Genomic DNA, 25,694 nt, shown 5'->3' on the forward strand with positions numbered 1-25,694 from the left:
CCGGGATGTTAGACAGCCATAAGCGACACATGCAATGACCGTTGCACAAGGTGCAATTCAGCTCTTATGGGAGGCTCCCTTGGCCGCCGCGCACTCCGCCGGGCACTCCGCCGCGCACTCCACCGAGAAGCCCGCGGACGACGGCGACGCGCAGCGCGTCGCCCGGCTGGCCGGCGCCCTGGCCGACACCCGGGTGGACCACCGCTTCAAGGGGCTCCCGCCGAACGCCGACGGGCTGACCGTCGGGGAGCTCGCCGCCGAGCGTCGCTCGCTGTTCAGCGGCGGCTTCACCACCCCCGTGCTGGCCCTGTCCGCCGAGGCGCTGGAGCACAACCTGGCGCTGATGGAGACCTACGCGGAGCGGCACGAGCTCGCCTTCGCCCCGCACGGCAAGACCACCATGGCGCCCGAGCTGTTCGCGCGTCAGCTGGAGCGGGGCGCCTGGGGCATCACCGCCGCCGTCCCGCACCAGGTGCGCGTCTACCGCGCCTTCGGGGTGCGGCGGATCTTCCTCGCCAACGAGGTGGTGGACGCGGCGGCCCTGCGCTGGCTGGCGGCGGAGCTCGACGCCGACCCCGACTTCCGCTGCATCCTCTACGTCGACTCGGTGCGCGGCGTCGAGCTGATGGACGCCGCGCTGCGCGAGGCCGCCGCCCGGCGCCCGGTCGAGGTGGTCATCGAGCTGGGCGCGGGCGAGGTCGCGCGCACCGGCGTGCGCACCGAGGCGGAGGCCACGGCGGTCGCGGCCGCGGTGGCGGCAGCGCCCACGCTGCGGCTGGTGGGCGTCGCCGGGTACGAGGCCCAGGTGCCGCAGGCCGACGGCGAGCGGGTGCGGGCCTGGCTGCGCCGGCTGGTCGCGCTCGCCGCCGACCTGGACAAGGCGGGCCACTTCGCGGAGCTGGACGAGCGGGACGAGATCGTCGTGAGCGCGGGCGGCAGCGAGTGGTTCGACGCGGTCGCGGACGTCTTCGCCGAGATCCCCGCCCTGTCCCGCCCGGTCTTCAAGCTGCTGCGGTCCGGCGCGTACATCTCCCATGACGACGGCCACTACAAGGAGCAGACGCCCTTCAACCGGGTCCCGGAGGAGGGCGCCCTGCACCCGGCCTTCCGGCTGTGGGCGCAGGTGATCTCCCGGCCCACCGCGGAGCAGGCGTTCGTCAATGCGGGCAAGCGGGACGTCGCGTACGACCTGCACCTGCCCGAGCCGCGGCTGGTGCGCTCCGCGCGGACCGGCGAGGTGCGCCCGGCCACCGGCATCACCGTCAGCGGCCTCTCGGACCAGCACGCCTGGCTGCGCATCGAGGAGGGCGCGGAGGAGGCGGCCGGGGCGGAGCTGGAGGTCGGCGACTGGGTGGCCCTCGGCCTGTCGCACCCGTGCACGACCTTCGAGAAGTGGCCGCTGATCCCGCTGGTGGAGGCGGACGGCACGGTGACGGACTACATCCGCACCTTCTTCTGATTCTTCCGCCGCGCTCCGTGCCCTCCGGGGCGCACCGGCCGCCGCCGGGGCGCCCCGGCGGCCTCCGGCCCTCGCGACGGCATCCCGGCTCCCGCGGAGGCGTCCGGGAGCCGGGGTGCCGTCCCTGGAGGAGTGCGTGGCGCATCTCACGTCCCGCCCGGCGGCCCGACTGCGGCTGCCGGATCGGGACCTGATCCGTGAGGACCCACCGCGCCGACCTGGTGCTCTTCGATCCTGAGACGGTCGCGGCCGGCGCCACTTTCGAAGCTCCTCGGGCCCTTCCAACCGGCATCCCTTATGTCCTGATCGCGGGACGCTTCGTCATCGAAGGCGGACGCCGCACGGATGTGCTCGCGGGGCGCACGGTGCGCCGGACCGCGCGGGGGCGGGCGGCGGCGCGCCCGGCGGAATTCTGAGTTCCGCCCGCGGCTCCGGGTGGCGAGAAACACCGCGCGGGGCCCGGAGCGCCCCCGTAAGGTGGCCGACATGCAGGTGATCCAGTCCACGAAGCTCGCCAATGTCTGCTACGAGATCCGGGGTCCGGTGCTTGAGGAGGCGATGCGACTGGAAGCGGCAGGTCACCGCATCCTCAAGCTCAACACCGGCAACCCGGCGGCCTTCGGCTTCGACTGCCCGCCGGAGATCCTCGAGGACATGCTGCGCAACCTCGGCGACGCGCACGGCTACGGCGACGCGAAGGGGCTGCTGTCCGCCCGGCGCGCGGTGGTGCAGCACTACGAGACCAGGGGGATCGAGCTGGACGTCGAGGACGTCTACCTCGGCAACGGCGTCTCCGAACTGATCCAGATGTCGATGCAGGCGCTGCTCGACGACGGCGACGAGGTGCTCGTCCCGGCCCCCGACTATCCGCTGTGGACGGCCTCGGTCTCGCTCGCCGGCGGCACGGCGGTGCACTACCGGTGCGACGAGCAGGCCGACTGGTACCCGGACCTGGCCGACATCGAGCGCAAGGTCACCGACCGCACCAAGGCCATCGTCGTCATCAACCCGAACAACCCCACGGGCGCGGTCTACGACGACGAGCTGCTGCGCGGGATCACCGAGATCGCCCGCCGGCACAACCTGATCGTCTGCTCCGACGAGATCTACGACAAGATCCTCTACGACGGCGTCACCCACACCCCCACCTCCGCCATCGCCCCCGACCTGCTGACCCTGACCTTCAACGGCATGTCGAAGGCGTACCGGGTGGCCGGTTACCGCAGCGGCTGGCTGGCGGTCTGCGGCCCCAAGGCACACGCCGCCAGCTACATCGAGGGCCTGACCATCCTGGCCAACATGCGGCTGTGCGCCAACATGCCGGCGCAGCACGGGATCGCCACGGCCCTCGGCGGCCGGCAGTCGATCCACGACCTCACCCTGCCGGGCGGCCGGCTGCTGGAGCAGCGCGACGTGGCGTACGAGCTGCTCACCCAGATCCCTGGGGTCAGCTGTGTGAAGCCCAAGGGCGCGCTGTACGCCTTCCCCAGGCTCGACCCGGCGGTCTACAAGATCAAGGACGACCGCCAGATGGTGCTGGACCTGCTGCGCGCCGAGAAGATCATGATCGTGCACGGCACCGGCTTCAACTGGCCCGAGCCGGACCACTTCCGCATCGTCACCCTCCCGTCGACCAAGGACCTGGCGGACGCCGTGACCCGGATCGGCAACTTCCTTGACGGCTACGGCCAGCCGTAGCGTTCCGCGAACGCTCGCGACGATCGAGGCCCGGCCCTTCCGGCCGGGCCTTCGCCGTGCCCCGGTGACGCTCCGCGTCCGAAAGGATCCCTATAGCGGGCTCAACTTTAGACAGCGTCTAAGTTAGGATGGTCTCCTGAACCTTGGAGGCCATCCATGTACGAACCGATCCGCACCAAGTCGGTCCACACCATGGCCGCCGTGCCCGACTTTCCGCACCGCTCCCGCGAGGAGGAGCTGGAGATCAGGCTCGCCGGGCATCTGACGGCGCTGCTGACCGTGACCGACGAGCTGCGCGCCCTGGCGCCCGACCCGGCCCTCGACGACGCCGCCCGGCGGCTCGCCGCGCAGGTGGCCCGGCTGCGCGCCGGGCGGGCGCCGCTGCGGGCCGCGCCGACGCCCGACGCCGGGACCCACGACCCGGCCCGCCTCGCCGCGCTCCACCAGCGCGCCCACACCCTGGCCGGCCAGGCCCTGGTCGTCGCCACCTCGCTCGCCGACCACCGGGGCGCGGCCCTGGCGGCGGAGCGCATGGCTGCGCATGCGGAGGCGGTTGGCGTGGCGGCCTAGTCGGCGGCCACGGCGCCGGGAGACAGCTCGGGGCGGGGTCCCGCGCGCTGCGCGGGACCCCGCCCCGACCTCGTCCTCACCCGCCCGGCCCGCCCGACCCGGTCCGGGCGGGTGGCCCGGTGTGGCGACTAGCCCAGACGCTTGACCAGCGCGCGGTACTCGTCCCACAGCTCCTTGGGGGTGTGGTCGCCGAAGGTGTTGAGGTGCTCGGGGACCAGCGCCGCCTCCTCACGCCAGACTTCCTTGTCCACGGTGAGCAGGAAGTCCAGGTCGGCCTCGGCCAGGTCCAGGCCCTCGGTGTCCAGCGCGTCCCGCGTCGGCAGGATGCCGATCGGGGTCTCGACGCCCTCGGCCTTACCGTCCAGGCGCTCGACGATCCACTTCAGCACCCGGCTGTTCTCGCCGAAGCCGGGCCAGACGAAGCGGCCTGCGTCGTCCTTGCGGAACCAGTTGACGTAGTAGATCTTCGGCAGCTTGGTCGCGTCGGCATCCTTGCCGACCTTGACCCAGTGGCCCATGTAGTCGCCCATGTTGTAGCCGCAGAACGGCAGCATGGCGAACGGGTCCCGGCGCAGCTCGCCCACCTTGCCCTCGGCGGCGGCGGTCTTCTCGCTGGCGACGTTGGCGCCGAGGAAGACGCCGTGCTGCCAGTCGAAGGACTCGGTGACCAGCGGGACGGCGCTGGCGCGCCGGCCACCGAAGAGGATGGCCGAGATCGGCACGCCCTTGGGGTCCTCCCACTCGGGCGCGATGATCGGGCACTGCCCGGCCGGGACGGTGAACCGGGCGTTGGGGTGGGCCGCCGGGGTCTCGCTGTCCGGGGTCCAGTCGTTGCCCTTCCAGTCCGTCAGATGAGCGGGCTTCTCCTCGGTCATGCCCTCCCACCACACGTCGCCGTCGTCGGTGAGCGCGACGTTGGTGAAGACGGAGTTGCCCCACAGGGTCTTCATGGCGTTGGCGTTGGTGTGCTCGCCGGTGCCCGGCGCGACGCCGAAGAAGCCCGCCTCGGGGTTGATCGCGTACAGCCGGCCGTCCTCGCCGAAGCGCATCCAGGCGATGTCGTCGCCGATGGTCTCCACGGTCCAGCCGGGGATCGTGGGCTCCAGCATGGCGAGGTTGGTCTTGCCGCAGGCGGAGGGGAAGGCGGCGGCGATGTACGTCGGATTGGCGGCCTCACCCTGCGGCGGGGTCAGCTTGAGGATCAGCATGTGCTCGGCGAGCCAGCCCTCGTCCCGCGCCATGACGGAGGCGATGCGCAGCGCGTAGCACTTCTTGCCCAGCAGCGCGTTGCCGCCGTAGCCGGAGCCGTAGGACCAGATCTCGCGGCTCTCGGGGAAGTGCGAGATGTACTTGGTGGTGTTGCAGGGCCACGGGACGTCGGCCTGCCCGGGCTCCAGCGGGGCGCCGAGGGTGTGCACCGCGCGGACGAAGAAGCCGTCCTCGCCGAGCTCGTCGAGGACCGGCTGGCCCATCCGGGTCATGGTGCGCATGGAGACGGCGACATACGCGGAGTCGGTGATCTCGACGCCGATGGCGGACAGCGGCGAGCCCAGCGGCCCCATGCAGAAGGGCACGACGTACATCGTGCGGCCGCGCATCGAACCGCGGAAGACGCCCTTCTCGCCGGCGAAGACCTCGCGCATCTCGGCCGGGCTCTTCCAGTGGTTGGTCGGACCGGCGTCCTCCTCCTTCTCGGAGCAGATGAAGGTCCGGTCCTCGACGCGCGCCACATCGCTGGGGTCGGACGCGGCGTAGTACGAGTTGGGGCGCTTGATCGGGTCGAGCCGCTTGAAGGTGCCCTTGGCGACGAGCTCCTCGCACAGGCGCTCGTACTCGGACTCGGAGCCGTCACACCACACGATCTCGTCGGGCTGGGTGAGGGCGGCGATCTCCTCGACCCAGGCGATCAGCTCCTGGTGGCGGGTGGGGAGGGTGCCGGGGGTGAGGGGAGCCGCATTGCTGCGCGCCACGATCGCTCCGTTCCGCCGGATGGGTGTTCCGGCGTGATGTCTTGAGGGTTTGGGCGGATATGTGCACCTATATCCGATATGGAGACAGCTACCCCTTGGGGGCTGCGACCCGGATGCACAGCTCATCCGGTGCCGACCGCGCTCATTTGATCATCCGACCCCTCAGCCGATCTGTCCAGAGGGCACCTCCGTGACCATCACCACTCGATACCGGGCCGTAACCTACGGTGGCGTAGGTAGCATTACGCCATGACTGCCACCGCGCCCGACGCCGCCGTGGACTCCCTCCCGGGAGGATCCGAACTGGCCGCTCCCCTAGGGGAGACGGCCCTACCGATGCCGCTCAAGCCGAGACTGCGAGGGTGGCTGCATGCCGGGATGTTTCCGGCCGTCCTGATCTCGGGCGTGATACTGACCGCCCTCGCCGACAGCCCGCGCGGGCGCCTGGCCTGCGCGATCTTCACCCTGACCGCCTGTGCGCTGTTCGGGGTGAGCGCGCTCTACCACCGGGGCGACTGGGGCCCGCGGGCCTCGGCCGTGCTGCGCCGGCTGGACCACGCGAACATCTTCCTGATCATCGCGGGCACCTACACGCCCTTCACGCTGCTGCTTCTGCCGGAGGGCAAGCAGCAGTTGCTGCTGTGGCTGGTCTGGGCCGGCGCGCTGGCCGGGATAGCCTTCCGGGTCTTCTGGGTCGGCGCCCCGCGCTGGCTCTACACCCCCTGCTACATAGCGCTGGGCTGGGCGGCGGTCTTCTTCCTCCCCGACTTCATGCGCACCGGCGGCATCGCCGTCATGGTCCTGATCATCGTCGGCGGCGTGCTCTACAGCATCGGCGCGGTGATCTACGGGACCAAGCGGCCGAACCCCTCACCGCGCTGGTTCGGCTTCCACGAGGTCTTCCACTCCTTCACCCTCGCGGCCTTCGTGGTGCACTACGTCGGGGTGTCGCTGGTGGCCTACCAGCACGGCTAGGCCCGGCGCACCGTCACCCCCTGAGCTGAGACACGGCCCGGGCGGAGGTGAGCCTTCGGGCCCACCCCGCCCGGGCCGCTGTTTTTTCACGGCCGGGCCTCCCGGAGCAGTCGGGCCGGGGGGGGCCGTCCGGTGGCCGCCCGGCGTACACCCGGGCGGGGGCCGTCCAGTGGCCGCCCGGGTGTACACCCGGGCGGGGGCCCGGGGACCTGCCAGGACCCGGCGGAGCCTCATGACAGCCGGGTGGCACCCTGGCGGGTCGGGGCGGGTGGGCCGATCTCAGGACCGCCCGACGATCAGTGAGGCCAGCACCTTCGGGTCTCCTGTCGGCGCGTCACACGTGAAGTTGCGGCACACATAGGCCGCGGGACGCTGCTGGAAGAGCGGACGGTCCGCCAGCAGCGGCAGCTCCTCCGAGCCGGGCGGGCCGACGGCGACCACCGCACCGGGGGCGGTGCCCAGCAGGGCGGTCCGGTGCAGGGCACGGGTGGCCGGGTCCTCCAGCGAGCCGACGACGGCGATCTCACGCGGCCCGTCCAACACCGCCTCGGCCACCGCCAGCCCCCAGCCGATGAACCGGGGCGCGCGCGACCCCAGCGCGGTGACCACGCCCAGCGCTCTCTCGGCGGCCTCCCGGTGCCGGCTGGAGCCCGTCAGGGCCGCGTACGAGAGCAGGGCGCCGGCGGCGGCCGTCCAGCCGGAGGGCGCCGCGTTGTCCGTCGGGTCCTGGGGGCGGCGGATCAGCGCCTCGGCGTCGTCGGCGGTGTCGTACAGGGCCGCGCCGTCCGGGGCGGCGAAGTGTCGCAGCACCGTGTCCAGGAGCAGCCCGGCGAACTCGACCCAGACCGCCTCCCCGCTGACGGCCGCGAGCGCCAGGAAGCCCTCGGCCACATCGGCGTAGTCCTCCAGGACGCCCGCGTGGGTGCCCGCCTGGCCGTCCAGGGAGGTGCGGGTCAGCCGCCCGTGGTAGTCCATGTGGGTGCGCACCAGCAGGTCGGCGGTCTCGGTGGCGGCCTCGACCAGATCGGGGCGGTCGAAGTACGCGCCCGTCTCGGCGAGCGCGGCCACGGCCAACCCGTTCCACGCCGCCACGATCTTGTCGTCCCGGCCGGGGCGCGGCCGCCGCTCCCGGGCCTCCAGCAGCCGCTGCCGCACGGAGGCCACCCGCGCGGCGTCGACCAGCGGCTCCCCGTCCGGCAGTTGCAGCACCGACGCGCCGTGCTCGAAGGTGCCGTCCTCGGTCACCCCGAAGTACCCCTCGGCGAACCGCCCGTCCTCCTCCCCCAGGACCTCGCGCAGCTGCTCCGGCGTCCAGACGTAGAAGGCGCCCTCCACATGGGCGCCGCTGCCGTCGTCGCTGTCGGCGTCGAGCGCGGAGGCCAGGCCGCCCTGCGCGGTGCGCAGCTCCCGGACCATGAAGTCCGCCGTCTCCAGGGCGATACGACGCGCCAGGTCGGAGCCGGTGGCGCGCCACAGATGGGCGTAGACCCGGCACAGCAGCGCGTTGTCGTAGAGCATCTTCTCGAAGTGCGGCACCGTCCAGCCGGCATCCACCGCGTAGCGCGCGAAGCCGCCGCCGAGCTGGTCGTAGATGCCGCCGCGGGCCATCGCCTCGCAGGTGGCCTGCACCATCTGGAGCGCGCCCTCGGAACCGGTGCGCGCGTGGTACCGCAGCAGGAATTCCAGCACCATGGAGGGCGGGAACTTCGGCGCTCCCCCGAAGCCGCCGCGCACCGCGTCGAACTCTCTGGCCAGCCCCATCAGCGCGGCGTGCAGTTCGTCCTGGCCCGGCGGGTGCGGCGCGTCGAAGGCCAGGGTGCGCCCGGCCAGGTCCCGCACGATCCGCCCGGCGACCTCGGCCACCTCGTCCCGGCGGTCCGCCCATGCCGTCCGCACCCCCTCCAGGACCTGCTGGAAGGACGGCATGCCGTGGCGGGGCTCGGGCGGGAAGTAGGTGCCGAAGTAGAAGGGCTCGGCCTCGGGGGTGAGGAACACCGTCATGGGCCAGCCGCCCTGCCCCGTGGCCGCCTGCACCGCCTCCATGTAGACCGCGTCGACGTCCGGCCGCTCCTCCCGGTCGACCTTCACGGACACGAAGTGCTCGTTGAGATAGGCGGCCGTCTCCTCGTCTTCGAAGCTCTCGTGCGCCATCACATGACACCAGTGGCAACTCGAATAGCCCACGCTCAGCAGCACCGGCACCGCACGGCGGCGGGCCTCCGCGAACGCCTCGTCGGACCACGGCAGCCAGTCGACCGGGTTCTCGGCGTGCTGGAGGAGGTAGGGGGACGTCTCGTGCGCCAAGCGGTTGGACATGCCTCCATCTTCGCGCATCCACTCGATCCCGCCCGCGTTGTCCACAGGCGTGGTGCGCGCGTTGTCCACAGCTCCACGGGGTGCGTTGCGTGGAGGTGGGCGGGTCGGTTAAGCGGGCTGCCGCCGGGCCCCGGGCCCGGCGGCGGTGTCCCGTGCTCCTTTCGGCCGGCACTTCCCCACGCGCGCGTCGCTCCTCCTCCCCCGCTCCCTCCCCCCGACGGCGGGACAGCGACCGTCGACGACGTCGCGGGTGGCCGTGGGCGGCGTCACGGTGGCTGTCAGCGGCCGGCGTCGCGGTGGCCGTCAACGGCGTCACGGTGGCCGTCAGCGGCGTCGCGGTGGCGTCAGCGCAGCGTGCGGAAGAAGCCTCGGACGTCGTCGACGAGGAGGTCGGGGGCCTGGAGCGAGGCGAAGTGGCCGCCGGCGGGGATGTCGGACCAGTGGGTGATGCGGTGCGAGAGGGCGGCGAGGCCCCGGATGGCCTGGTCGCCGAGGAAGTTGGCCACCCCGGTGGGCACCCCCGAGGGCTCCGGGCGCATGCCCCAGCCGTCGGCCCCGGCCTCCCGGTAGAGCCGGGCCGCGGAACCGGCGGTGCCGGTCAGCCAGAGGGCGCTGACGTTGGTCAGCACGGCGTCGCGGTCGGCCGGTGTCTGCTCCGTACGGGTGGGGTCGTGGTCGACGAACCATTCCAGGTTCCACGCCAGTTGCCCGGCCGGGGAGTCGTTGAGGGCGTAGGCCACGGTCTGCGGGCGGGTGCTCATCTGCGTGGCGTAACCGGAGTGGCCGTACCACCACGCTTCGTTGGCCCGCGCCTGCTCCCGTTCGGCGGCGGTCAACAGCTCCAGCTCCTCGGGGCCGGTGGCGTTCGCGGCGTCGGCGAGGGCGTTGACGTGCACGCCGATCACCTGGTCGGGGGCGATACGGCCGAGCTGGGGCGAGACGATGGCGCCGAAGTCGCCGCCCTGGGCGCCGTAGCGCTCGTAGCCGAGACGGCGCATCAGTTCGGCCCAGGCGCGGGCGATGCGCCCGGTGTTCCAGCCCTTCTCCCGGGTGGGTCCGGAGAAGGCGAAGCCGGGGACGGAGGGCGCGACGACATGGAAGGCGTCGGCAGGGTCGCCGCCGTGCGCCCGGGGGTCCGTGAGCGGGCCGATGATGTCCACGAAGTCGTTGACGGTGCTGGGCCAGCCATGGGTGATGATCAGCGGGGTGGCGTCGGGCTCCGGGGAGCGGACGTGCAGGAAGTGCACCCGCTGGCCGTCGATGACGGTGGTGAACTGCGGAAAGCCGTTGAGTCGGGCCTCGTGCGCGCGCCAGTCGTAGCCGTCGGCCCAGTAGCCGACGAGCTCCTTCAGATACGGCAGGGCGACGCCGTAGTCCCAGCCGGCCCCGGGCAGTTCGTCGGGCCAGCGGGTCCGTGCCAGCCGGTCGCGCAGATCGTCGAGATCGGCCTGCGGAATGTCGATGCGGAAGGGCGTGATCGCCGCGTTCTGTTCCGTGCTGTGGTCCATGCGGATCACGCTAGGAACCGTTGCGGTCAGTCAGTGTCCGCAAGAAGTCAGGGGCTGATCGCGTATGACAGCGGGAGGGGCGGCGGTGGCGGGGAACCGCGAGGGGGACCGATGGCGGGTCCACGGCAGGCGCCCCGCGCCGGCGGCCGAGGGCCTCGTGACGCGCGGGGTGAGGGAAGAGGCCGTCGTCGCCCCGTCACGGTCACGACCACCGTCGCCGCCGTGGCCCCGCCACCTCCGCGTCGTGGGGGTTCATCCGGCCGGCGTCGACACCCCAGAAGCCCGTCGCCGCGGGTGCCCGCCTCGTCGCGCTGAGGTGCTCCTTACGCGCGACGGGGGTGGGGGCGCCTCGGCGCGGGCTGAGCGGGCTGAGGGGAGTGGGCGCAGTGGTGGACCACGGGGGCGCGGAGCGGACCGGGGCGGTGCCGGGGCTCCCGGCTGCGGGGAGGCCGGTGACACGGAAGCCCTTCCCGCACAGTGTGCGGAGCCAGCCCCGCCGCGCGGGCGCGGCTTGAAATGCCTGGGCGTCGCGGAAGCGCGCGGGCGCGGCCGCAGCACGCCGGCAGGCCCAAGGCCCGACGGCGGCTCAACGCCTCGCCGCGCGGACATGCGGCCGACGCCCGGGACTACGGCCGGGGCTTGGCTGGGAGGTGCCGCCAGGCGCGCGGGTAGGTGCGGCCAGGCGCGCGACGGCCGGGACTCGGCAACCGGCCGCATCGCCCCGGGCAAGGCCGCCGCCCCAGGACACAGGCATGGCCGCCGCCCCAGGCACGCCAGGCCGCCGCGCCCTCACGCACGGGCAAAACCAGCGCCCCAGGCACGGGCAGGCCGCCGCGCCCCCACGCGCGGGCGCGGCCGCCGCCCCGGGGCACGGCCGCCGTGTTTTCGGGCGCGGCCGCCGGTCTGCGGCATCGCCGAAGCGCGGCCGGGCCGTCGGGGCTCGGGGCCCGACGGTTCGACCGCGCCGTTCCGCGATCGGCTCTCGCCGACCGGCGCCGGCTAGGCGCCCTCGTTCTCCGGGGTGGCCTTCGAGGGCTTCGCCGCCGCGGTGGACGCCGCCACGGCGCCCGCGCCCGCACCGGCCGTGGCCGGCTCCGGCTGCTCCTCGAAGTTCACCTTCCCCATGTGCTTGTTCATGGACTTCATCAGAAACCACACGGCGACGCCGATCACCGCGAACACGATGAAGCCGAGAACGCCCGGCGTCACCTTGTTCTTGTCCAGTTCTTTGGCGAGCTGGAACGCGGTGGACGCGTGCGTCATGGCCAGGGAGCTGGTCGCGCTCATCATGGGCTCAATTGTTGCGGATGCCCGCGAAGAGGTCGTCCTCGGGGAGGGAGGTATCCACCAGGGACCTGGCCAGCTCGTACTCCTCCGTCGGCCAGACCTCCTTCTGGATCTCCATCGGGACCCGGAACCAGCCGCCGTCGGGGTCGATCTGGGTGCGGTGCGCGATCAGCGCCTTGTCGCGGATCTCGAAGAAGTCCGCGCAGGGGACGTAGGTGGTCAGGGTGCGCTCCCGCTTCTGGAAGGACTTCCAGCGCTCCAGCCACTCCCCGTACGGCGACTCCAGGCCGCGCTCCAGCAGCGCCTCGTGCAGCGCGACGGTGCGCGGCCGGTTGAAGCCCTGGTTGTAGTAGAGCTTCAGCGGCTGCCACGGCTCGCCGGTGCCCGGATACTTCTCCGGGTCACCGGCGGCGTCGAAGGCGACCATCGAGATCTTGTGGGTCATGATGTGGTCGGGGTGCGGATAACCGCCGTTCTCGTCGTACGTGGTGATCACGTGCGGCCGGAACTCGCGGATGAGCTTCACCAGCGCGCCCGCCGCCTCGTCCACGTCCTGGAGCGCGAAGCACCCGTCGGGCAGCGGCGGCAGCGGGTCGCCCTCGGGCAGTCCGGAGTCGACGAAGCCCAGCCACTCCTGCCTGACGCCGAGGATCTCGCGCGCCTCGTCCATCTCCTTCTTGCGCACCTCGTGGATGTGCTCCTCGATGTACGTGTCGCCCTGGAGCTTGGGGTTGAGGATGGAGCCGCGCTCGCCCCCCGTGCAGGTCGCGACCAGCACGTCCACCCCCTCGGACACGTACTTCGCCATGGTGGCCGCGCCCTTGCTCGACTCGTCGTCGGGATGGGCGTGCACGGCCATCAGTCGCAGCTGCTCAGTCAAGGCTCGATCCTCATTGATTCGTCGCGGAAGGCGGCTTCTATAGTGACCCAAATCGGGGACGAATAATTCCGGGCCCCATGAGGAGGAACGATCATGGCGACGGTGCCAGCGGGCAAGCCGGAGGGCCGCTACGGCCGGTCCGCCGACGAGCGCGCCGACCGCAAGCTGAAGATCATCGGCGGGGTGCTCGGCACCGCGCTGCTCGGCGTGGTCGTCTGGTCGGGCTACTCCTACATCACCGGCCAGGACGTCAGCGGCCGCCTGATCGGTTTCCAGGTGGTCTCGGACGACGCCGTCAAGGTGCACCTGGAGGTCCGCAAGGGCAAGGACGACACCGGCGTCTGCACCCTGCGCTCCCGCGCGGAGGACGGCACCGAGGTGGGCCGCCGCGACGTCACCTTCGACCAGCGCACGGAGCAGGTGGACGAGATCGTCACCATCCACACCACCGAGCGCGGGACCAACGCCGAGCTGGTCGGCTGCAAGAACACCTCCGACGACTGACCCCGCCCCGTGCGGCCCGCCCCGGCGGGCCATCCGCGCCGCGCCACCGGTCCGCCCCGCGCCGCACCCCTCCCGCCGTACGCCGCCCTTCCGCCGCACGCCGCCCGCGCGGCGGCGCACCCGCGGCAGGGGCTCCGCGCGGCCAGCGGCGGAACGAATGATTCCCTTCCCGTACGCTCCCCCGGTCCCGGCCCCCGCGTCGCCCGCGTCGCCCGCGCGGCGGTCGACACGACCCCGCCGGCGACAGCCCGTCCGAAGTCGGGTTTCTCTTCCCGTCCGCCGTCGACCTCCGAGCGAGGGCGAGTGATTCTCGACACCGCCGCTCTGACCAGGACTGTTGCGTTTCATACGCATTCATTCCGCTGCCCTCCTCCCCCTTTTGCGCCGTAATTGTTAGGCTCGTGGTTTCGCCCGGCTTTGAAGGCGCACCCTTCTGAGTAGGGCGTTGATTTGTATTCCCAGCACCTACGAGGAGCACCTGTGACCCAGACCAGCGAGAGCGTCACCTGGCTGACCCAGGAGGCGTACGACCAGCTCAAGGCCGAGCTGGAGTACCTGTCGGGTCCCGCACGTGTCGAGATCGCGAAGAAGATCGAGGCTGCCCGCGAGGAAGGTGACCTGCGGGAGAACGGCGGGTACCACGCCGCCAAGGAAGAGCAGGGCAAGCAGGAACTCCGCGTGCGGCAGCTGACGCAGCTCCTGGAGAAGGCGAAGGTGGGCGAGGCCCCCGCGGACACCGGTGTGGTGGCCCCCGGCATGGTCGTCACCATCGCCTTCGACGGCGACCCGGACGACAGCCTCACCTTCCTGCTGGCGTCGCGCGAGTACGCGAGCACGGAGATCGAGACCTACTCGCCGCAGTCGCCGCTGGGCGCGGGTGTGAACGGCAAGAAGGTCGGCGAGGACGCCGACTACGAGCTGCCGAACGGGAAGAGCGCCACCGTGCGGATCCTGGACGCCAAGCCGTACCACGGCTGACACGGGTTCGCGTGACCCCCCGGCCGCGTTGCGCCGGGGGGTTTCTCGCGCCCTGGGGCCGTCAGGAGGCCCCGCGCGTCGCCGGGTGTCCACGGGCTCCCGCGGACACCCGGGACCCCGCCGACGCGCGCGCCGTGCGGCCGCCGACGCTCGCCGTGCGGCCGTCGCCGCGCGCTACGCGGCGGCCGAGCGGTACTTGCGCACCGCCAGTGTCCGGAAGCAGCCGATGATCAGCAGGGACCACAGCAGTGAGGCCTGGATCGGGTGCTGCATCGGCCAGGCGTCCGGCACCGGGTACCCGGGCGGGAGGTTGCCGAACAGCTCCCGGCACGCCTGCACGGTGGCGCTGAACGGGTTCCACTCGGCGATGTGCCGCAGCACGGTGGGCATGCGGTCGGCGGGCACGAAGGCGTTGGAGACGAACGTCAGCGGGAACAGCCAGATCAGGCCGCCGGAGGTGGCCGCCTCCGGGGTCCGCACCGACAGCCCGATCAGCGCCCCGATCCACGAGAACGCGTGCCCCAGCAGGAGCAGCAGGCAGAAGCCCGCCAGCGCCTTGAGGAGCCCCTCGTGCACCCGCCAGCCCACGATGACCGCGACGACGGCCAGCACCACCAGCGTGAGCGCCGTCTGCACCAGGTCGGCGAGGGTGCGGCCGGTGAGCACCGCGCCACGGGCCATCGGCAGTGACCGGAACCGGTCGATGAGGCCCTTGTGCATGTCCTCGGCGATGCCGGCACCGGCGCCCGCCGTGGCGAAGGTGACGGTTTGCGCGAAGATTCCCGCCATAAGGAATTCGCGGTAGACCGATGGGTCGGTGGAACCGCCGACGGCGATCGAACCGCCGAATACGTAGCTGAAGAGCACCACAAACATAATCGGCTGGATAAGTCCGAAAATGACGACTTCGGGGATCCGAGCCATGCGGATGATGTTCCGCTGGGCGATGACGAGCGAGTCGCGCACCGCCTGAACCGGCCCACCGCGCGGGCGCGGGGCCACGAGGGCGGTGCCGCCCGAACCTCCGACCCGGCCCGAACCGCCGACCCCGCCGGAGCCGCCGCGACCGCTCGTACCGGTCTTCCGCACCACGCTCATGGCGCGACCTCCCCGTTCCGCTCGCCCTCGGAGGCGACGGTCTCGGCGGTGTGCCCGGTCAGCGAGAGGAAGACGTCGTCCAGGGTCGGACGGCGCAACCCGATGTCGTCGATCTCCACGCCCCGCGCGTCCAGCTCGCGGATCACCTCGGCGAGGAGCTTGGCACCGCCGCTGACCGGGACGGTGACCTTCCGGGTGTGCCCCTGGACGGTCGTCTCGCCCTTCCCGAGGGTGCGCAGCACCCCGACGGCGGTGGGGATGTGCTCGCCGTCGTGCACCACCACCTCCACCCGCTCGCCGCCCGTCTGGGCCTTGAGCTGGTCGGAGGTGCCGCGGGCGATCACCCGCCCGTGGTCGACCACCGCGATGTCGTCGGCGAGGTGGTCCGCCTCCTCCAGGTACTGCGTGGTCAGCAACAGCGTGGTGCCCTGTGCCACCAACTCCTGGATGACGTCCCACAGCGCCTGCCGATTGCGCGGGTCGAGCCCGGTGGTCGGCTCGTCCATGAACATCACCGGCGGGCTGACGACCAGGGCGGCCGCCAGGTCGAGTCTGCGGCGCATGCCGCCGGAGTAGGTCTTGGCCGGGCGGTCCGCGGCGTCCGCGAGGTTGAACCGCTCCAGCAGCTCCCCCGCGCGGGCCTTCGCGTCGCGTCCGCTCATCTGATAGAGCTGGCCGACCATCCGCAGGTTCTCGCGGCCGGTCAGGTACTCGTCGACGGCGGCGAACTGACCGGAGAGGCCGATGGCGCGCCGCACGTCGTTGGGGTGCTTCAGCACGTCCACCCCCGCGACCCGCGCGGTGCCGCTGTCAGGCCGTAGCAACGTGGTCAGCACGCGCACCGCGGTGGTCTTGCCCGCCCCGTTCGGGCCGAGCAGTCCGAGCACGGTTCCTTCGGGTACGTCGAGATCGACACCGTCCAGAGCCTTGACGTCACCGAAGGTCTTCACCAGACCCTCGGCATAGATGGCGCCTGGCATGTACTCCCCCAGATTCTTGGGTGACTCAGACAAGAATCGTACGTTTGCCGGATTCATCCCGCCGGTTGGCGGAATGTCGTACGCCCTGGAGAATCCTTTCAGCGTGGTGCGGCCCGGTCGTGGAAACCTCCCCTGTCAGGGCATCACGGTGTAGCCGGCCAGGCGCAGCGCTCTGGCGACCGCCCCGCAGTGCTCCGGCCCCTCCGTCTCCAGGTGCAACTCCACCTCGGCCTCCGTGAGCCCGAGCCGCGGATCGGTCCGTACGTGACTCACGTCGAGGACGTTGGCGTTCGCCTCGGAGAGGACCCCCAGCAGGGTGGCCAGCGCTCCGGGGCGGTCGGTGAGCCGCAGCCGCAGCGACAGGTAGCGCCCCGCCGCGGCCATGCCGTGGCGCAGGATCCGCTGGAGCAGCAGCGGGTCCACGTTGCCGCCCGACAGCACCGCGACCACCGGCCCCTCGAACTCCTTCGGGTCCGACAGCAGCGCCGCCACCGGGCTGGCCCCGGCCGGCTCCACCACGAGCTTCGCCCGCTCCAGACACAGCAGCAGCGCGCTGGAGAGTGCGTCCTCGGACACGGTACGGATGTCGTCGACGAGATCACCGATGATTTCGAACGGTATGTCGCCGGGCCGCCCCACCTTGATGCCGTCGGCCATCGTCGTGGGCGCCTCGATGGAGACCGGACGGCCGGCGGCCAGCGAGGGCGGGTACGAGGCGGAGCCGGCCGCTTGGACGCCCACCACGCGCACGTCCGGCCGCAGCGCCTTGATGGCCACCGCGACCCCGGCCGCCAGCCCTCCGCCGCCGACGCCCACCAGGACGGTGCGCACCTCCGGGCACTGCTCCAGGATCTCCAGGCCGACCGTGCCCTGCCCGGCGATCACATCGGGGTGGTCGTAGGGGTGGATGAAGACCGCGCCGGTGCTGTGCGCGTACTCCTGAGCGGCGTGCAGCGTCTCGTCGAAACTCTGGCCGTGCAGCCGCACCCGCGCCCCGTAGTCACGCGTCGCGGCGACCTTCGGCAGCGGCGCGCCCTTCGGCATGAACACCGTGGAGGCCACGCCGAGCAGGGAGGCGGCGAGCGCCACGCCCTGCGCGTGGTTGCCGGCGCTGGCCGCCACCACACCGGCCCCCCGCTCCTCCGGCGACAGCCCCGCGATCCGCACATAGGCGCCGCGGACCTTGAACGATCCGGTGCGCTGGAGGTTCTCGCACTTGAAGTGGACCGGCGCGCCGAGCAGTCCGGTCAGATAACGGCTGCCCTCCAGCGCCGTCGTCCGAGCCACTCCCGACAGGATCTTCTGGGCCTCACGCACGTCATCGAGCGTGACCGCTGGTGCAACTCGTGCCATGGGGCCAGTCTCGCAGCTCGCCTCGTCGGCGTGACGGCCGCCAGGCGGAGACGACAGGTTTGTGCAGCGCGGGTACGGGGAACGCCGCGGCCGCGTACTCTGTGCCCCATTCCACAGACCACCGCACGAAGTGAGCTCCAGGCCATGCCCACCTCTTCGGACATGACGACTCAACTCGATACGAACGTCACGGAGGTCGCGAACCCCGCGAACGTCCTCGACACCCTGCAGCACCAGGTCGCGCTCTTCGCGCGCCGCGCGGAGCAGACCCGCCTCGGCGGCCTCGGCCAGGCGCGGAACTCCATGGACCGCGCCGCGTATCTGCTGCTCAACCGGCTTGACCAGGAAGGCCCGATGGGGGTCAAGGCGCTCGCCGCGGGCATGGGGATCGACTCCTCGACCGTGACCCGACAGGTCGCCCCGCTGGTCGACTCCGGCATGGTGAAGCGCACCTCGCACCCGGAGGACGGCCGCGCGGTCGTGCTCCAGCTCTCGCAGCGCGGCAAGGCGCGGCTGGAGGAGGTGCGGTCCTCCCGGCGCGAGCTGATGGCGGTGGTGACCGAGGGGTGGACGGCGGAGGAGCGCGACGCCTTCTGCGAGTTGCTCACCCGGTTCAACACCGCGCTGTCGGCCATCCACACCTCCCTGCCGCAGGCCGCTCCCGCCTCTTGACCGCGCGGGCGGGCCTGGCGTGTGCTCATAAGGAGGCGCATTCCCCATGGGCCGGCCGCTTCCGGCCGCGAACCGCACCCCGTGCCCCGGGTGACGCGCCGAGCGGACACGGGAGGCGCTGTTGCGAGAGCGACGGGCGGTGCGCGAGCTCCGTCGGGCCCGGGAGTTCGAGTCATTCGTGGCGGGCGCCGGCGGGCGGCTGCTGCGCGCCGCCACGCTGCTGACGGGCGAGCCCTTCGGCTCCTGCGAGGCCGCCGAGCGGCTGCTGGCCGCCGCCCTGGCCCGTACGTACGCCTCCTGGGTCGCGGACCGGCCGCGCGGCGAGGATCCCTATGACCGCGCCCGCCGGGAGCTCGCCGCCCGCTTCGCCCACACCGCCTGGCAGTACCGCCGCCCGCGCGGTGGCGTGCTGGGGCGCCTCACCCCGCAGGAACGCCTGGTGCTGGTGCTGCGCCTGTACGAGGGCGTCGCGGAGGAACAGGTCGCCGCCGTGCTGGGCCTCTCGCCCGAGCGGGTCCGGGTCGTCTGCGCCCGCGCGGTGAGCGCGGTGCACGGCGGGGTCGCACGGCCCCCGCGCGGGGCGCGGGCGCCGAGTGGGCCCGGTGGCCGCGACGGCGGACCGGAGGGCGGATCGGGGAACGCCCCGGGGCGGGCGGCCGAAGTATCGGCAACCGGCGCGGGAGCGGCCCGGTGAACGCGCACGAGCGCAAGACGGACCGGGTGCGGCGGCTGCTGGACGCGCCGCCGCAGCCCGTCACACCGCCCTGGCTGGCCACCGTGGCGGCCGCGCGGGGCCACCGGATCCTGCGGCGGCGCCGCGCGGTGCGCGCCGTGGGCTGGTGGCTGCTGTGGCTCGCCGTCGTCGCCTTCGCCGTGTGGGCGTTGCTGACCGAGCCGTGGCACATCGCTCCGGCGGAGACGACGCCTCCGCTGGAGGGCTGGTGAGCGTCCGCGGTGGGCGGGCGCCGCTGCGCACCCGCCCACCGCGCGGGGGTCAGCCCAGCGCCTGGGTGAGGTCCGCGATCAGGTCGTCCGCGGACTCGATGCCCACCGAGAGGCGGACCAGGTCGGCGGGGACCTCCAGGGCGGAGCCCGCGGTCGAGGCGTGGGTCATCCGGCCCGGGTGCTCGATGAGCGACTCGACACCGCCGAGGGACTCGCCGAGGGTGAAGAGCTTGGCGCGGTTGCAGACCTCGACGGCCGCCTCCTCGCCGCCCGCGACGCGGAAGGAGATCATCCCGCCGAAGCCGCGCATCTGCTTGGCGGCGACCTCGTGGCCCGCGTGCTCGGGCAGCCCCGGGTAGTAGACCTGCGTCACCTTGGGGTGCGAGGTGAGCAGCTCGGCGACGCGGGCGGCGTTGGCGCCGTGCCGGTCCATGCGGACCGCGAGGGTCTTGATGCCCCGCAGCACCAGCCAGGAGTCGAACGGGCCGGCGACGGCACCCATCGCGTTCTGGTGGTAGGCCAGTTCCTCGCCGAGCGCGGCGTCGGACGTCACCAGGGCGCCGCCGACGACGTCGGAGTGGCCGCCCATGTACTTGGTGGTGGAGTGCACCACGACGTCCGCGCCCAGCGCCAGCGGCTGCTGGAGGTAGGGGCTGGCGAAGGTGTTGTCCACGACGAGGCGGGCCCCGGCGGAGTGCGCGATCTCGGCGAGGACGGCGATGTCGCTGATACCCAGGAGCGGGTTGGAGGGCGTCTCCACCCAGATCACCTTGGTGCGGGGACGCATCGCGGCGCGCACCGCGGCCGGGTCGGAGGTGTCGGCGACCGACCACTCCACGCCCCAGCGCTCGACGACCTTGGCGAAGAGGCGGAACGTGCCGCCATAGGCGTCGTTCGGGATGACGACGTGGTCGCCGGGGACCAGCACGGTGCGCAGCAGGCAGTCCTCGGCCGCCAGCCCGGACGCGAAGGCGAGGCCGCGGCGGCCGCCTTCCAACGCCGCCAGGTTCTCCTCCAGGGCGGTACGGGTGGGGTTGGCGGAGCGGCTGTACTCATAGCCGCCGCGCAGGCCGCCCACGCCGTCCTGCTTGTAGGTGGACACCTGGTAGATCGGCGGGACGACGGCGCCGGTGAGCGGGTCCGCCTCCTGGCCCGCGTGGATGGCGAGCGTCTCGAAGCTGTCGAAGTCGGTCATGTATCCGAGCGTAGTCGCCGCCCCGTGGTCGTCGCCCGTCCCGGTCCGCGGCGCGGATGCATACGCTGTAGGAGCGGCTCGCGCGGCACGCACCCGCAGGGCGTGTCCGCACACCGCGCTCCGCGCGGGCGCACGACACTTCCGACTCTCACGGGACAGGCCATGGAATACCTCCTCATCCTGATCGGCATCGTCATGATCGGCGGGGTGATCGTCGTGCCCGCCCTGCGGCGGATGCGCGGGAATCAGGAGGTCCTGCAGGCGGCGACGCGCGCCGGCGACCCGAACGCGTACGGCTTTCTGCCCCCGGAGCGGCTCGACGTCCGGCTGCCCGGGCCCGACCAGCAGCTCGCCGACGTCCTGGAGGAGATCCGCCGCGGCCGGGACTGGCAGCCGGCGGCGCGGCTGCTCGCGCTCACCGAGGCCGGCTCGGAGCTGCGCTGGCAGCGCGTACTGACGCTGGCGGGGGCGGCGGCGCACGAGCTGGCGCAGGCGCCGGGCGAGGGCGGCATGTGGCTGCGGACCTGGCGGGTGGAGGCCCCGAAGGACCCGGGCGGCGCGGCCGTGCACGCCCAGTTCCTGGTGGCGCAGGCACTCCGGAACCCGTCCTCCGACGACTTCCGAATGATCATGGAGGAGGCCCGTACGGTCTGCGCCGAGGCGGCGCTGCTGGCCCCCGGCGACCCGGTCCCGCACATCACCGAACTGGCCGTCGCACGCGGACTCGCCTACCGTCAGGCCGACTTCGAGGAGCTGTGGGCCAAGGTCACCAAGCTCGCGCCGCACCACATGGGCGCCCACCTGGCGGCCCTCCCCTACTGGAGCGCGTCCTGGCACGGCTCGCAGGACCAGGCGGAGGGGTGGGCCCGCGCGGCCGCCGGCTCGGCGCCGGAGCGCAGCCTGCTGCCGGCGCTGCCGCTGTTCGCCGTCTTCGAGCACCTTCCGGAGGTCAACCTGGTGCGCGGGCTCTATCAGAGCGCGGTGGTCTCGCAGGCCATCGAGGGCGCCCGGTTCGCGGCGCACCACGCCCCCGCCGACCACCCGGTGCTGCCCCATGTGCGACACCTGCTGGCCTGGTTCCTGGTGCAGGCGGAGCGCTACGGGGAGGCGATCGATCAGCTGCGGCGGGTGGACGGGCACGTGGGCGCGCTGCCGTGGTCCCTCAACGAGGACCCGGCGGTGGCGTACGTGGCCTACCGCACGGTGGCGGTGTCGGGCTGGGAGTCCCAGGGCGGCACGCCGGCGACGCTGCCGGGCTGACGGCCGGCGTCCCGGCCGCGCGAGCGCGAGGTCCGGTCCGCCGTCATGGCCCGCCCGACGCGATGCCCGCACGGGAACAGACGCGAGGCCGGCCCGAGGAATGCGGGCCGGCCCCCGGGCGTTCTACGGGTGGCTACGCCCAGCGACCCCGAGGGAGCGCCGAGATGCTGTTCCACCGCCAGAAGTCCCACCTGCCCTCCCCCGAGGAGGCCCTGCGCGGTCGCGCGGAGCCGGAGTTCGCGCTGCCCGAGCGCCACACGGTCCTCGGCAACCCGCTGGCCGGTCCCCACCCGGAGGGCCTGGCCGTCGCCGACTTCGGCCTGGGCTGCTTCTGGGGCGCCGAGCGGAAGTTCTGGCAGGCCCCCGGGGTGTGGACCACCCTCGTCGGCTACCAGGGCGGGCACACCCCGAACCCGAGCTACGAAGAGGTCTGCAGCGGCCTGACCGGCCACACCGAGGCGGTCCGCGTGGTCTTCGACCCGTCCGTGACCTCCTACGGCGCCCTGCTGAAGGTCTTCTGGGAGGCCCACGACCCCACCCAGGGCTTCCGCCAGGGCAACGACGTCGGCACCCAGTACCGCTCCGCGGTCTACACCCACGGCCCCGATCACCAGCGCGAGGCGGAGGCGTCCCGCGCGGCCTACCAGACCGTCCTCCGACAGTCCGGCTACGGCGACATCACCACCGAGATCCTCCCCGCCGGCCCCTTCTACCCGGCCGAGCCCTACCACCAGCAGTACCTGGACAAGAACCCGGCGGGCTACTGCGGCATCGGCGGCACGGGCGTCTCCTGCCCGGTCGGCGTGGCCCGCGCGGGCGACGCGTGATCCGCTGGGCGGGCGACGCGTAGCGCGCGCCCCAGGCATCGAGGGCGGTCGCGACCCCGCGGCCGCCCTCTTGTTTTGCCAAACATTACGTAATTACGTAATCTCAAAGCATGGAGCTGGAGGAGCGGGTCGCCGCACTGGAGCGCCGGCTCGCGGCGCTGGAGGAGGCTACGGGCCGGGGCACCGGCGAGGACGGGGCCGGGCGGGCGCTGGAGGAGGCGGGGGACGCCGAGTTCTGGGCGCTGGAGGGCCTCAAGGCGCAGCTCGCGCGGGAGGGCCTGCGAAGCGGGGGTGTGCTGTTCACCGGCGCGGTCCGGCTGCCGCCGGGCGAGCGATACGAGTGGCAGTACGGGCTGCCGACCGAGGCGCTGCTGGAGGAGGACTGGTCGACGGCGGCCGAGTCCTTCGCGGCCCTGGGCCACGCGGTGCGGATGCGGCTGTTGCGCGAGATCCTGGGCGGGCGCCGCACCGTGGCCGAGCTGGCCGAGCTCGACGGGCTCGGGACCACCGGGCAGATCTACCACCACCTGCGCCAACTGACCGCCGCCGGCTGGCTGCACACCACGGGCCGCGGGCGGTACGAGGTGCCCGCCGGGCGGGTGGTGCCGCTGCTGGTGGCGCTGGCCGCGGCGCGCCCCTGACGCGGGCTCCGACGGACCGGCCCACGGCGCGTCCTCGACGGCGTCGCGGGCCCGGCGCCCGCGACGCTCCCTGAGCGGTCGAGACGACCACCCGACCGCCACGACGCCCTTTCACACATGACTTCTGGGGGAACTTCCATGCGCAAGGCATGCATGGTGCTGTACCGGTGCAGCTGGATCGTCTTCATCGGCTACTGCGCGGCGGGCTTCTTCTACGACCTCCCGTACCTCTGGGGCTGGCTCCCGCTCGGGCTGGCGCTCACCCTGGCCTCCGTGATGAACCGGCGCCCCGGCGAGGGCGCGAAGCCCGCGTCCGCGGCTGCCGGTGAGGCACGCGCGACGGGGACGGACCCGGCGCCCGGGACGGAGGGCGCCGTCCGCGCCGGGAAGCCGACTCCGGTCGAGGTCGACCCGCCCGTCAGCGGCCGCTGGTCGGCCCTGAACAGCCCGGCCGACTCGGTGCCCAGCCACGGCACCCACGCCTACGGACAGACGTACGCGATCGACATCGTGGCCGAGCCGGCGGACGGCGCCCGTCCGGGCTTCGGCTGGTGGCCCCTGGTCCGCCACAACCGCGCCTTCCCGGCCTTCGGGGCCCCGCTGCTCGCCGTGGCCGACGCGACCGTCGTCCGCGCCACCGACCGGCAGCGCGACCACCTCAGCCGCAACTCGTTCCCCGCCCTGCTCTACCTGCTCGTGGAGGGGATGTTCCGCGAGATGGGCGGCCCGAGCCGGATCACCGGCAACCACCTCGTCCTCGACCTGGGCGACGGCACCTACGCCATGTACGCGCACCTGCAGCGCGGTTCGCTGACCGTCCGCGCGGGGGATCGCGTCCGCGCGGGTCAGCGACTCGCCCGCTGCGGCAACTCCGGCAACTCCAGTGAGCCGCATGTGCACTTCCAGCTGATGGACCACCCGGACCTGGACGTGGCCCGTGGAATCCCCTTCACCTGGCGGGGAGTCGGCGTCCCGCGCGGAGGCGAGGTCTTCACGGTCGCCGAGCACGCGACCGTGTGAGAGCCCGCCGACCGACGGGGCGACCGCCGCGGCTACAGTCCCCCCATGGACTGGGCGGAGCGCATACGGAACCTGCGGCAGTGGTCGCAGAACGGACGGCGCGCCCCGCACAAGCCGCTGCTCATGCTCTACGCGCTGGCGCGGTTCCAGCGCGACCCCGACGCCGCCCTGCGCTTCACCGAGGTGGAGGCCGACCTCCAGCGGCTGTTGGAGGACTTCGGCCCCAACCACCGCACCTCGCCCGCCTATCCCTTCCATCATCTGACGAGCGACGGCGTCTGGGAGGTGCGAACCCACGCCGGCCCGGGCAGCCCCGGCACCACCCTCGGGCTGCTGCGGTCCAGCGGCGCGGCGGGACGGCTGGCGCCGGGCCTGCGCACCGAGCTGTCGCGGGACCCCGCCCTGCTGGGCCGGCTGGCCCACCTGCTGCTGGAACGGCACTTCCCGTCCTCGCTGCGCGCCGACATCGTGGACGCCGTCGGCCTGGACCTGGCCGCCGCCGACAGCGCGTGGGCGCCGGCGCCCCCGACCGCCGAGGCGCGGCGGCGCGACGCGGAGATGCGGCGGCGGGTGCTGGTCGCCTACGCGTACCGCTGCGCCTTCTGCGGCTTCGACGGGGCCCTCGGCCGCTCCCCGGTCGGGCTGGAGGCGGCACATGTGCGCTGGTGGGCGTATGCCGGGCCGGACGAGGTCTCCAACGGGCTGTGCCTGTGCTCGCTGCACCACAAGCTGTTCGACTCCGGCGTGCTGGGGCTCGACGGCGGCCACCGGATCATGGTCTCTCAGCGGTTCGTCGCCCGGAGCGAGACCGGCCGTACCCAGGTGCTGGACCTCGGCGGGCGTGAGCTCATCGGCCCGCGGCCCGGCAGCGAGCCGGTCGCGGCCGCGCACATCGCCTGGCACACCGAGCAGGTCTTCCGCGGTGACGCCCAGGTGCCGGCCTAGCCGGGCCACGCCGCCGGGACCATGCGAGGCCCGGCTCTACGACGCCCGGCTATGCGGCGGCCTCGGCGGCCAGGGCCTCGCGGAACACGGCGGCCTTCTGGGCCGGGTCGTAGTTCGGCCCGACGCCGTCCACGATGACGATGTCGCCGACCACATGGTCGGTGCGCAGCGGGAGGATCTCCTGGTAGGCGGGGGACGCGTACCAGGCCTCGGCCTCGGCGCGGCCCGGGAACTCGATCATCACCACGCTTCCCCGCCACTCCCCCTCGACGACGTCGGGCGCGCCGCCGTGGACGAGGAAGCGCCCCGCGTACGGGTCGAGGGTGGCCTGGATCCTCTCCACGTAGGCGATGAGGTCGACGTGCGGCCGGCTGTCGCGGAAGTGGGCGAGGGCGTAGGCGGTCATGGCTGCTCCTGGGGCGCGGTGGCGGAGGGACGGACGGGCTTCGGCGAGTGATCGCCGCCGGGGCGGTGGCCCCGGCCGTGGCCCCGGCTGGTGTCTCCACCCTGCCGCGCGCAGCGGGTGGGGTCGATTACCTCCGACGTAAGGGCGGGGGCTCCGGCCCGAGGGCGGGAGGCTTCCCCGGGCACCCGGAACTCCCCGGCGTGGGAC

The 25,694-nt window shown here is 72.8% G+C and carries 24 protein-coding genes and 1 pseudogene; 15 read left to right on the forward strand and 10 right to left on the reverse strand.

Features of this window, described 5'->3' with window-relative positions; all coding sequences use genetic code 11:
• The first annotated feature begins 34 nt into the window (after positions 1-34).
• From LRS74_RS11895 to LRS74_RS11910, 4 genes and pseudogenes are all read left to right on the forward strand, one after another.
• Complete coding sequence (locus LRS74_RS11895) at positions 35-1,459, forward strand: alanine racemase (protein WP_277740980.1); 1,425 nt, start codon at positions 35-37, stop codon at positions 1,457-1,459.
• Positions 1,460-1,571: 112 nt separating this feature from the next.
• A pseudogene (locus LRS74_RS11900) lies at positions 1,572-1,875 on the forward strand (amidohydrolase family protein); the annotation flags it as partial.
• Between the two features lie 70 nt (positions 1,876-1,945).
• Positions 1,946-3,157, forward strand: coding sequence for a pyridoxal phosphate-dependent aminotransferase (locus LRS74_RS11905; RefSeq protein ID WP_277740981.1), 1,212 nt, complete (start codon positions 1,946-1,948; stop codon positions 3,155-3,157).
• A gap of 156 nt (positions 3,158-3,313) precedes the next feature.
• Positions 3,314-3,727: a hypothetical protein gene (locus LRS74_RS11910; RefSeq protein ID WP_277740982.1), complete on the forward strand. Its 414-nt coding sequence runs from the start codon at positions 3,314-3,316 to the stop codon at positions 3,725-3,727.
• 128 nt (positions 3,728-3,855) lie between these two features.
• Here the strand turns inward: LRS74_RS11910 and LRS74_RS11915 are convergent, their stop codons facing one another.
• Positions 3,856-5,697, reverse strand: coding sequence for a phosphoenolpyruvate carboxykinase (GTP) (locus LRS74_RS11915; RefSeq protein ID WP_277740983.1), 1,842 nt, complete (start codon positions 5,695-5,697; stop codon positions 3,856-3,858).
• A 249-nt stretch (positions 5,698-5,946) separates the two neighbouring features.
• On the opposite strand from LRS74_RS11915, the gene LRS74_RS11920 reads away from it, so the two are divergent.
• A complete protein-coding gene (locus LRS74_RS11920; RefSeq protein ID WP_144381252.1) occupies positions 5,947-6,672 on the forward strand; it encodes a hemolysin III family protein in 726 nt (241 codons plus the stop codon).
• A gap of 279 nt (positions 6,673-6,951) precedes the next feature.
• On the opposite strand, the gene LRS74_RS11925 is transcribed toward LRS74_RS11920, so the two are convergent.
• The 4 genes from LRS74_RS11925 to mca form a co-directional block, all read right to left on the reverse strand.
• Complete coding sequence (locus tag LRS74_RS11925) at positions 6,952-8,988, reverse strand: thioredoxin domain-containing protein (RefSeq protein ID WP_277740984.1); 2,037 nt, start codon at positions 8,986-8,988, stop codon at positions 6,952-6,954.
• 344 nt (positions 8,989-9,332) lie between these two features.
• Positions 9,333-10,496 (reverse strand): epoxide hydrolase family protein, encoded by a 1,164-nt coding sequence (locus LRS74_RS11930; RefSeq protein WP_277740985.1) that lies wholly within the window; start codon positions 10,494-10,496, stop codon positions 9,333-9,335.
• 999 nt (positions 10,497-11,495) lie between these two features.
• Positions 11,496-11,786, reverse strand: coding sequence for a hypothetical protein (locus tag LRS74_RS11935; protein WP_277740986.1), 291 nt, complete (start codon positions 11,784-11,786; stop codon positions 11,496-11,498).
• Positions 11,787-11,790: 4 nt separating this feature from the next.
• Positions 11,791-12,663, reverse strand: a complete 873-nt coding sequence (mca, locus tag LRS74_RS11940) for a mycothiol conjugate amidase Mca (RefSeq protein ID WP_277740987.1) — start codon at positions 12,661-12,663, stop codon at positions 11,791-11,793.
• A 93-nt stretch (positions 12,664-12,756) separates the two neighbouring features.
• Between mca and LRS74_RS11945 the strand changes: the two genes are divergently transcribed.
• Both LRS74_RS11945 and greA read left to right on the forward strand, forming a co-directional pair.
• Positions 12,757-13,167: a DUF4307 domain-containing protein gene (locus LRS74_RS11945; protein WP_277740988.1), complete on the forward strand. Its 411-nt coding sequence runs from the start codon at positions 12,757-12,759 to the stop codon at positions 13,165-13,167.
• A gap of 480 nt (positions 13,168-13,647) precedes the next feature.
• A complete protein-coding gene (greA, locus tag LRS74_RS11950; protein ID WP_277740989.1) occupies positions 13,648-14,145 on the forward strand; it encodes a transcription elongation factor GreA in 498 nt (165 codons plus the stop codon).
• A gap of 174 nt (positions 14,146-14,319) precedes the next feature.
• Here greA and LRS74_RS11955 read toward each other — a convergent pair whose 3' ends face one another.
• The 3 genes from LRS74_RS11955 to ilvA form a co-directional block, all read right to left on the reverse strand.
• Positions 14,320-15,243, reverse strand: a complete 924-nt coding sequence (locus LRS74_RS11955; RefSeq protein WP_277740990.1) for an ABC transporter permease — start codon at positions 15,241-15,243, stop codon at positions 14,320-14,322.
• Positions 15,240-16,223 carry an ATP-binding cassette domain-containing protein gene (locus LRS74_RS11960; RefSeq protein WP_277740991.1) on the reverse strand — a complete coding sequence of 328 codons (984 nt, stop codon included), beginning with the start codon at positions 16,221-16,223 and terminating at the stop codon, positions 15,240-15,242. Before LRS74_RS11960 ends, LRS74_RS11955 begins: the two co-directional genes overlap by 4 nt.
• Before the next feature lie 135 nt (positions 16,224-16,358).
• Complete coding sequence (gene ilvA / locus LRS74_RS11965; protein WP_277740992.1) at positions 16,359-17,576, reverse strand: threonine ammonia-lyase; 1,218 nt, start codon at positions 17,574-17,576, stop codon at positions 16,359-16,361.
• A gap of 144 nt (positions 17,577-17,720) precedes the next feature.
• On the opposite strand from ilvA, the gene LRS74_RS11970 reads away from it, so the two are divergent.
• From LRS74_RS11970 to LRS74_RS11980, 3 genes are all read left to right on the forward strand, one after another.
• Positions 17,721-18,248, forward strand: coding sequence for a MarR family transcriptional regulator (locus LRS74_RS11970; RefSeq protein ID WP_144381244.1), 528 nt, complete (start codon positions 17,721-17,723; stop codon positions 18,246-18,248).
• Between the two features lie 121 nt (positions 18,249-18,369).
• Positions 18,370-18,942, forward strand: a complete 573-nt coding sequence (locus tag LRS74_RS11975; protein WP_277740993.1) for a sigma factor-like helix-turn-helix DNA-binding protein — start codon at positions 18,370-18,372, stop codon at positions 18,940-18,942.
• Positions 18,939-19,193 carry a hypothetical protein gene (locus LRS74_RS11980; RefSeq protein WP_277740994.1) on the forward strand — a complete coding sequence of 85 codons (255 nt, stop codon included), beginning with the start codon at positions 18,939-18,941 and terminating at the stop codon, positions 19,191-19,193. The genes LRS74_RS11975 and LRS74_RS11980 overlap by 4 nt, the downstream gene beginning before the upstream one ends.
• A gap of 49 nt (positions 19,194-19,242) precedes the next feature.
• On the opposite strand, the gene LRS74_RS11985 is transcribed toward LRS74_RS11980, so the two are convergent.
• Positions 19,243-20,388, reverse strand: a complete 1,146-nt coding sequence (locus LRS74_RS11985) for a cystathionine gamma-synthase (RefSeq protein WP_277740995.1) — start codon at positions 20,386-20,388, stop codon at positions 19,243-19,245.
• 162 nt (positions 20,389-20,550) lie between these two features.
• On the opposite strand from LRS74_RS11985, the gene LRS74_RS11990 reads away from it, so the two are divergent.
• The 5 genes from LRS74_RS11990 to LRS74_RS12010 all read left to right on the forward strand — a co-directional run bounded on the left by LRS74_RS11990 (position 20,551) and on the right by LRS74_RS12010 (position 25,081).
• Entirely contained in the window at positions 20,551-21,648 is a 1,098-nt protein-coding gene (locus LRS74_RS11990) for a hypothetical protein (RefSeq protein ID WP_277740996.1), read from the forward strand.
• Positions 21,649-21,812: 164 nt separating this feature from the next.
• Positions 21,813-22,475 carry a peptide-methionine (S)-S-oxide reductase MsrA gene (gene msrA, locus LRS74_RS11995; RefSeq protein WP_277740997.1) on the forward strand — a complete coding sequence of 221 codons (663 nt, stop codon included), beginning with the start codon at positions 21,813-21,815 and terminating at the stop codon, positions 22,473-22,475.
• Between the two features lie 110 nt (positions 22,476-22,585).
• On the forward strand, positions 22,586-23,116 hold the full coding sequence (locus tag LRS74_RS12000) for a winged helix-turn-helix domain-containing protein (protein WP_277740998.1): 531 nt from the start codon (positions 22,586-22,588) through the stop codon (positions 23,114-23,116).
• A gap of 138 nt (positions 23,117-23,254) precedes the next feature.
• A complete protein-coding gene (locus LRS74_RS12005; protein ID WP_277740999.1) occupies positions 23,255-24,136 on the forward strand; it encodes a M23 family metallopeptidase in 882 nt (293 codons plus the stop codon).
• Positions 24,137-24,181: 45 nt separating this feature from the next.
• The gene (locus tag LRS74_RS12010; protein WP_277741000.1) at positions 24,182-25,081 is read left to right on the forward strand and encodes a phosphorothioated DNA-binding restriction endonuclease; all 900 of its coding nucleotides are present in this window, start codon (positions 24,182-24,184) and stop codon (positions 25,079-25,081) included.
• Between the two features lie 49 nt (positions 25,082-25,130).
• Here the strand turns inward: LRS74_RS12010 and LRS74_RS12015 are convergent, their stop codons facing one another.
• Positions 25,131-25,487 carry a DUF1330 domain-containing protein gene (locus LRS74_RS12015; RefSeq protein WP_277741001.1) on the reverse strand — a complete coding sequence of 119 codons (357 nt, stop codon included), beginning with the start codon at positions 25,485-25,487 and terminating at the stop codon, positions 25,131-25,133.
• Positions 25,488-25,694 lie beyond the last annotated feature (207 nt).

It is taken from the genome of Streptomyces sp. LX-29, from assembly GCF_029541745.1.
GTDB lineage: Bacteria > Actinomycetota > Actinomycetes > Streptomycetales > Streptomycetaceae > Streptomyces.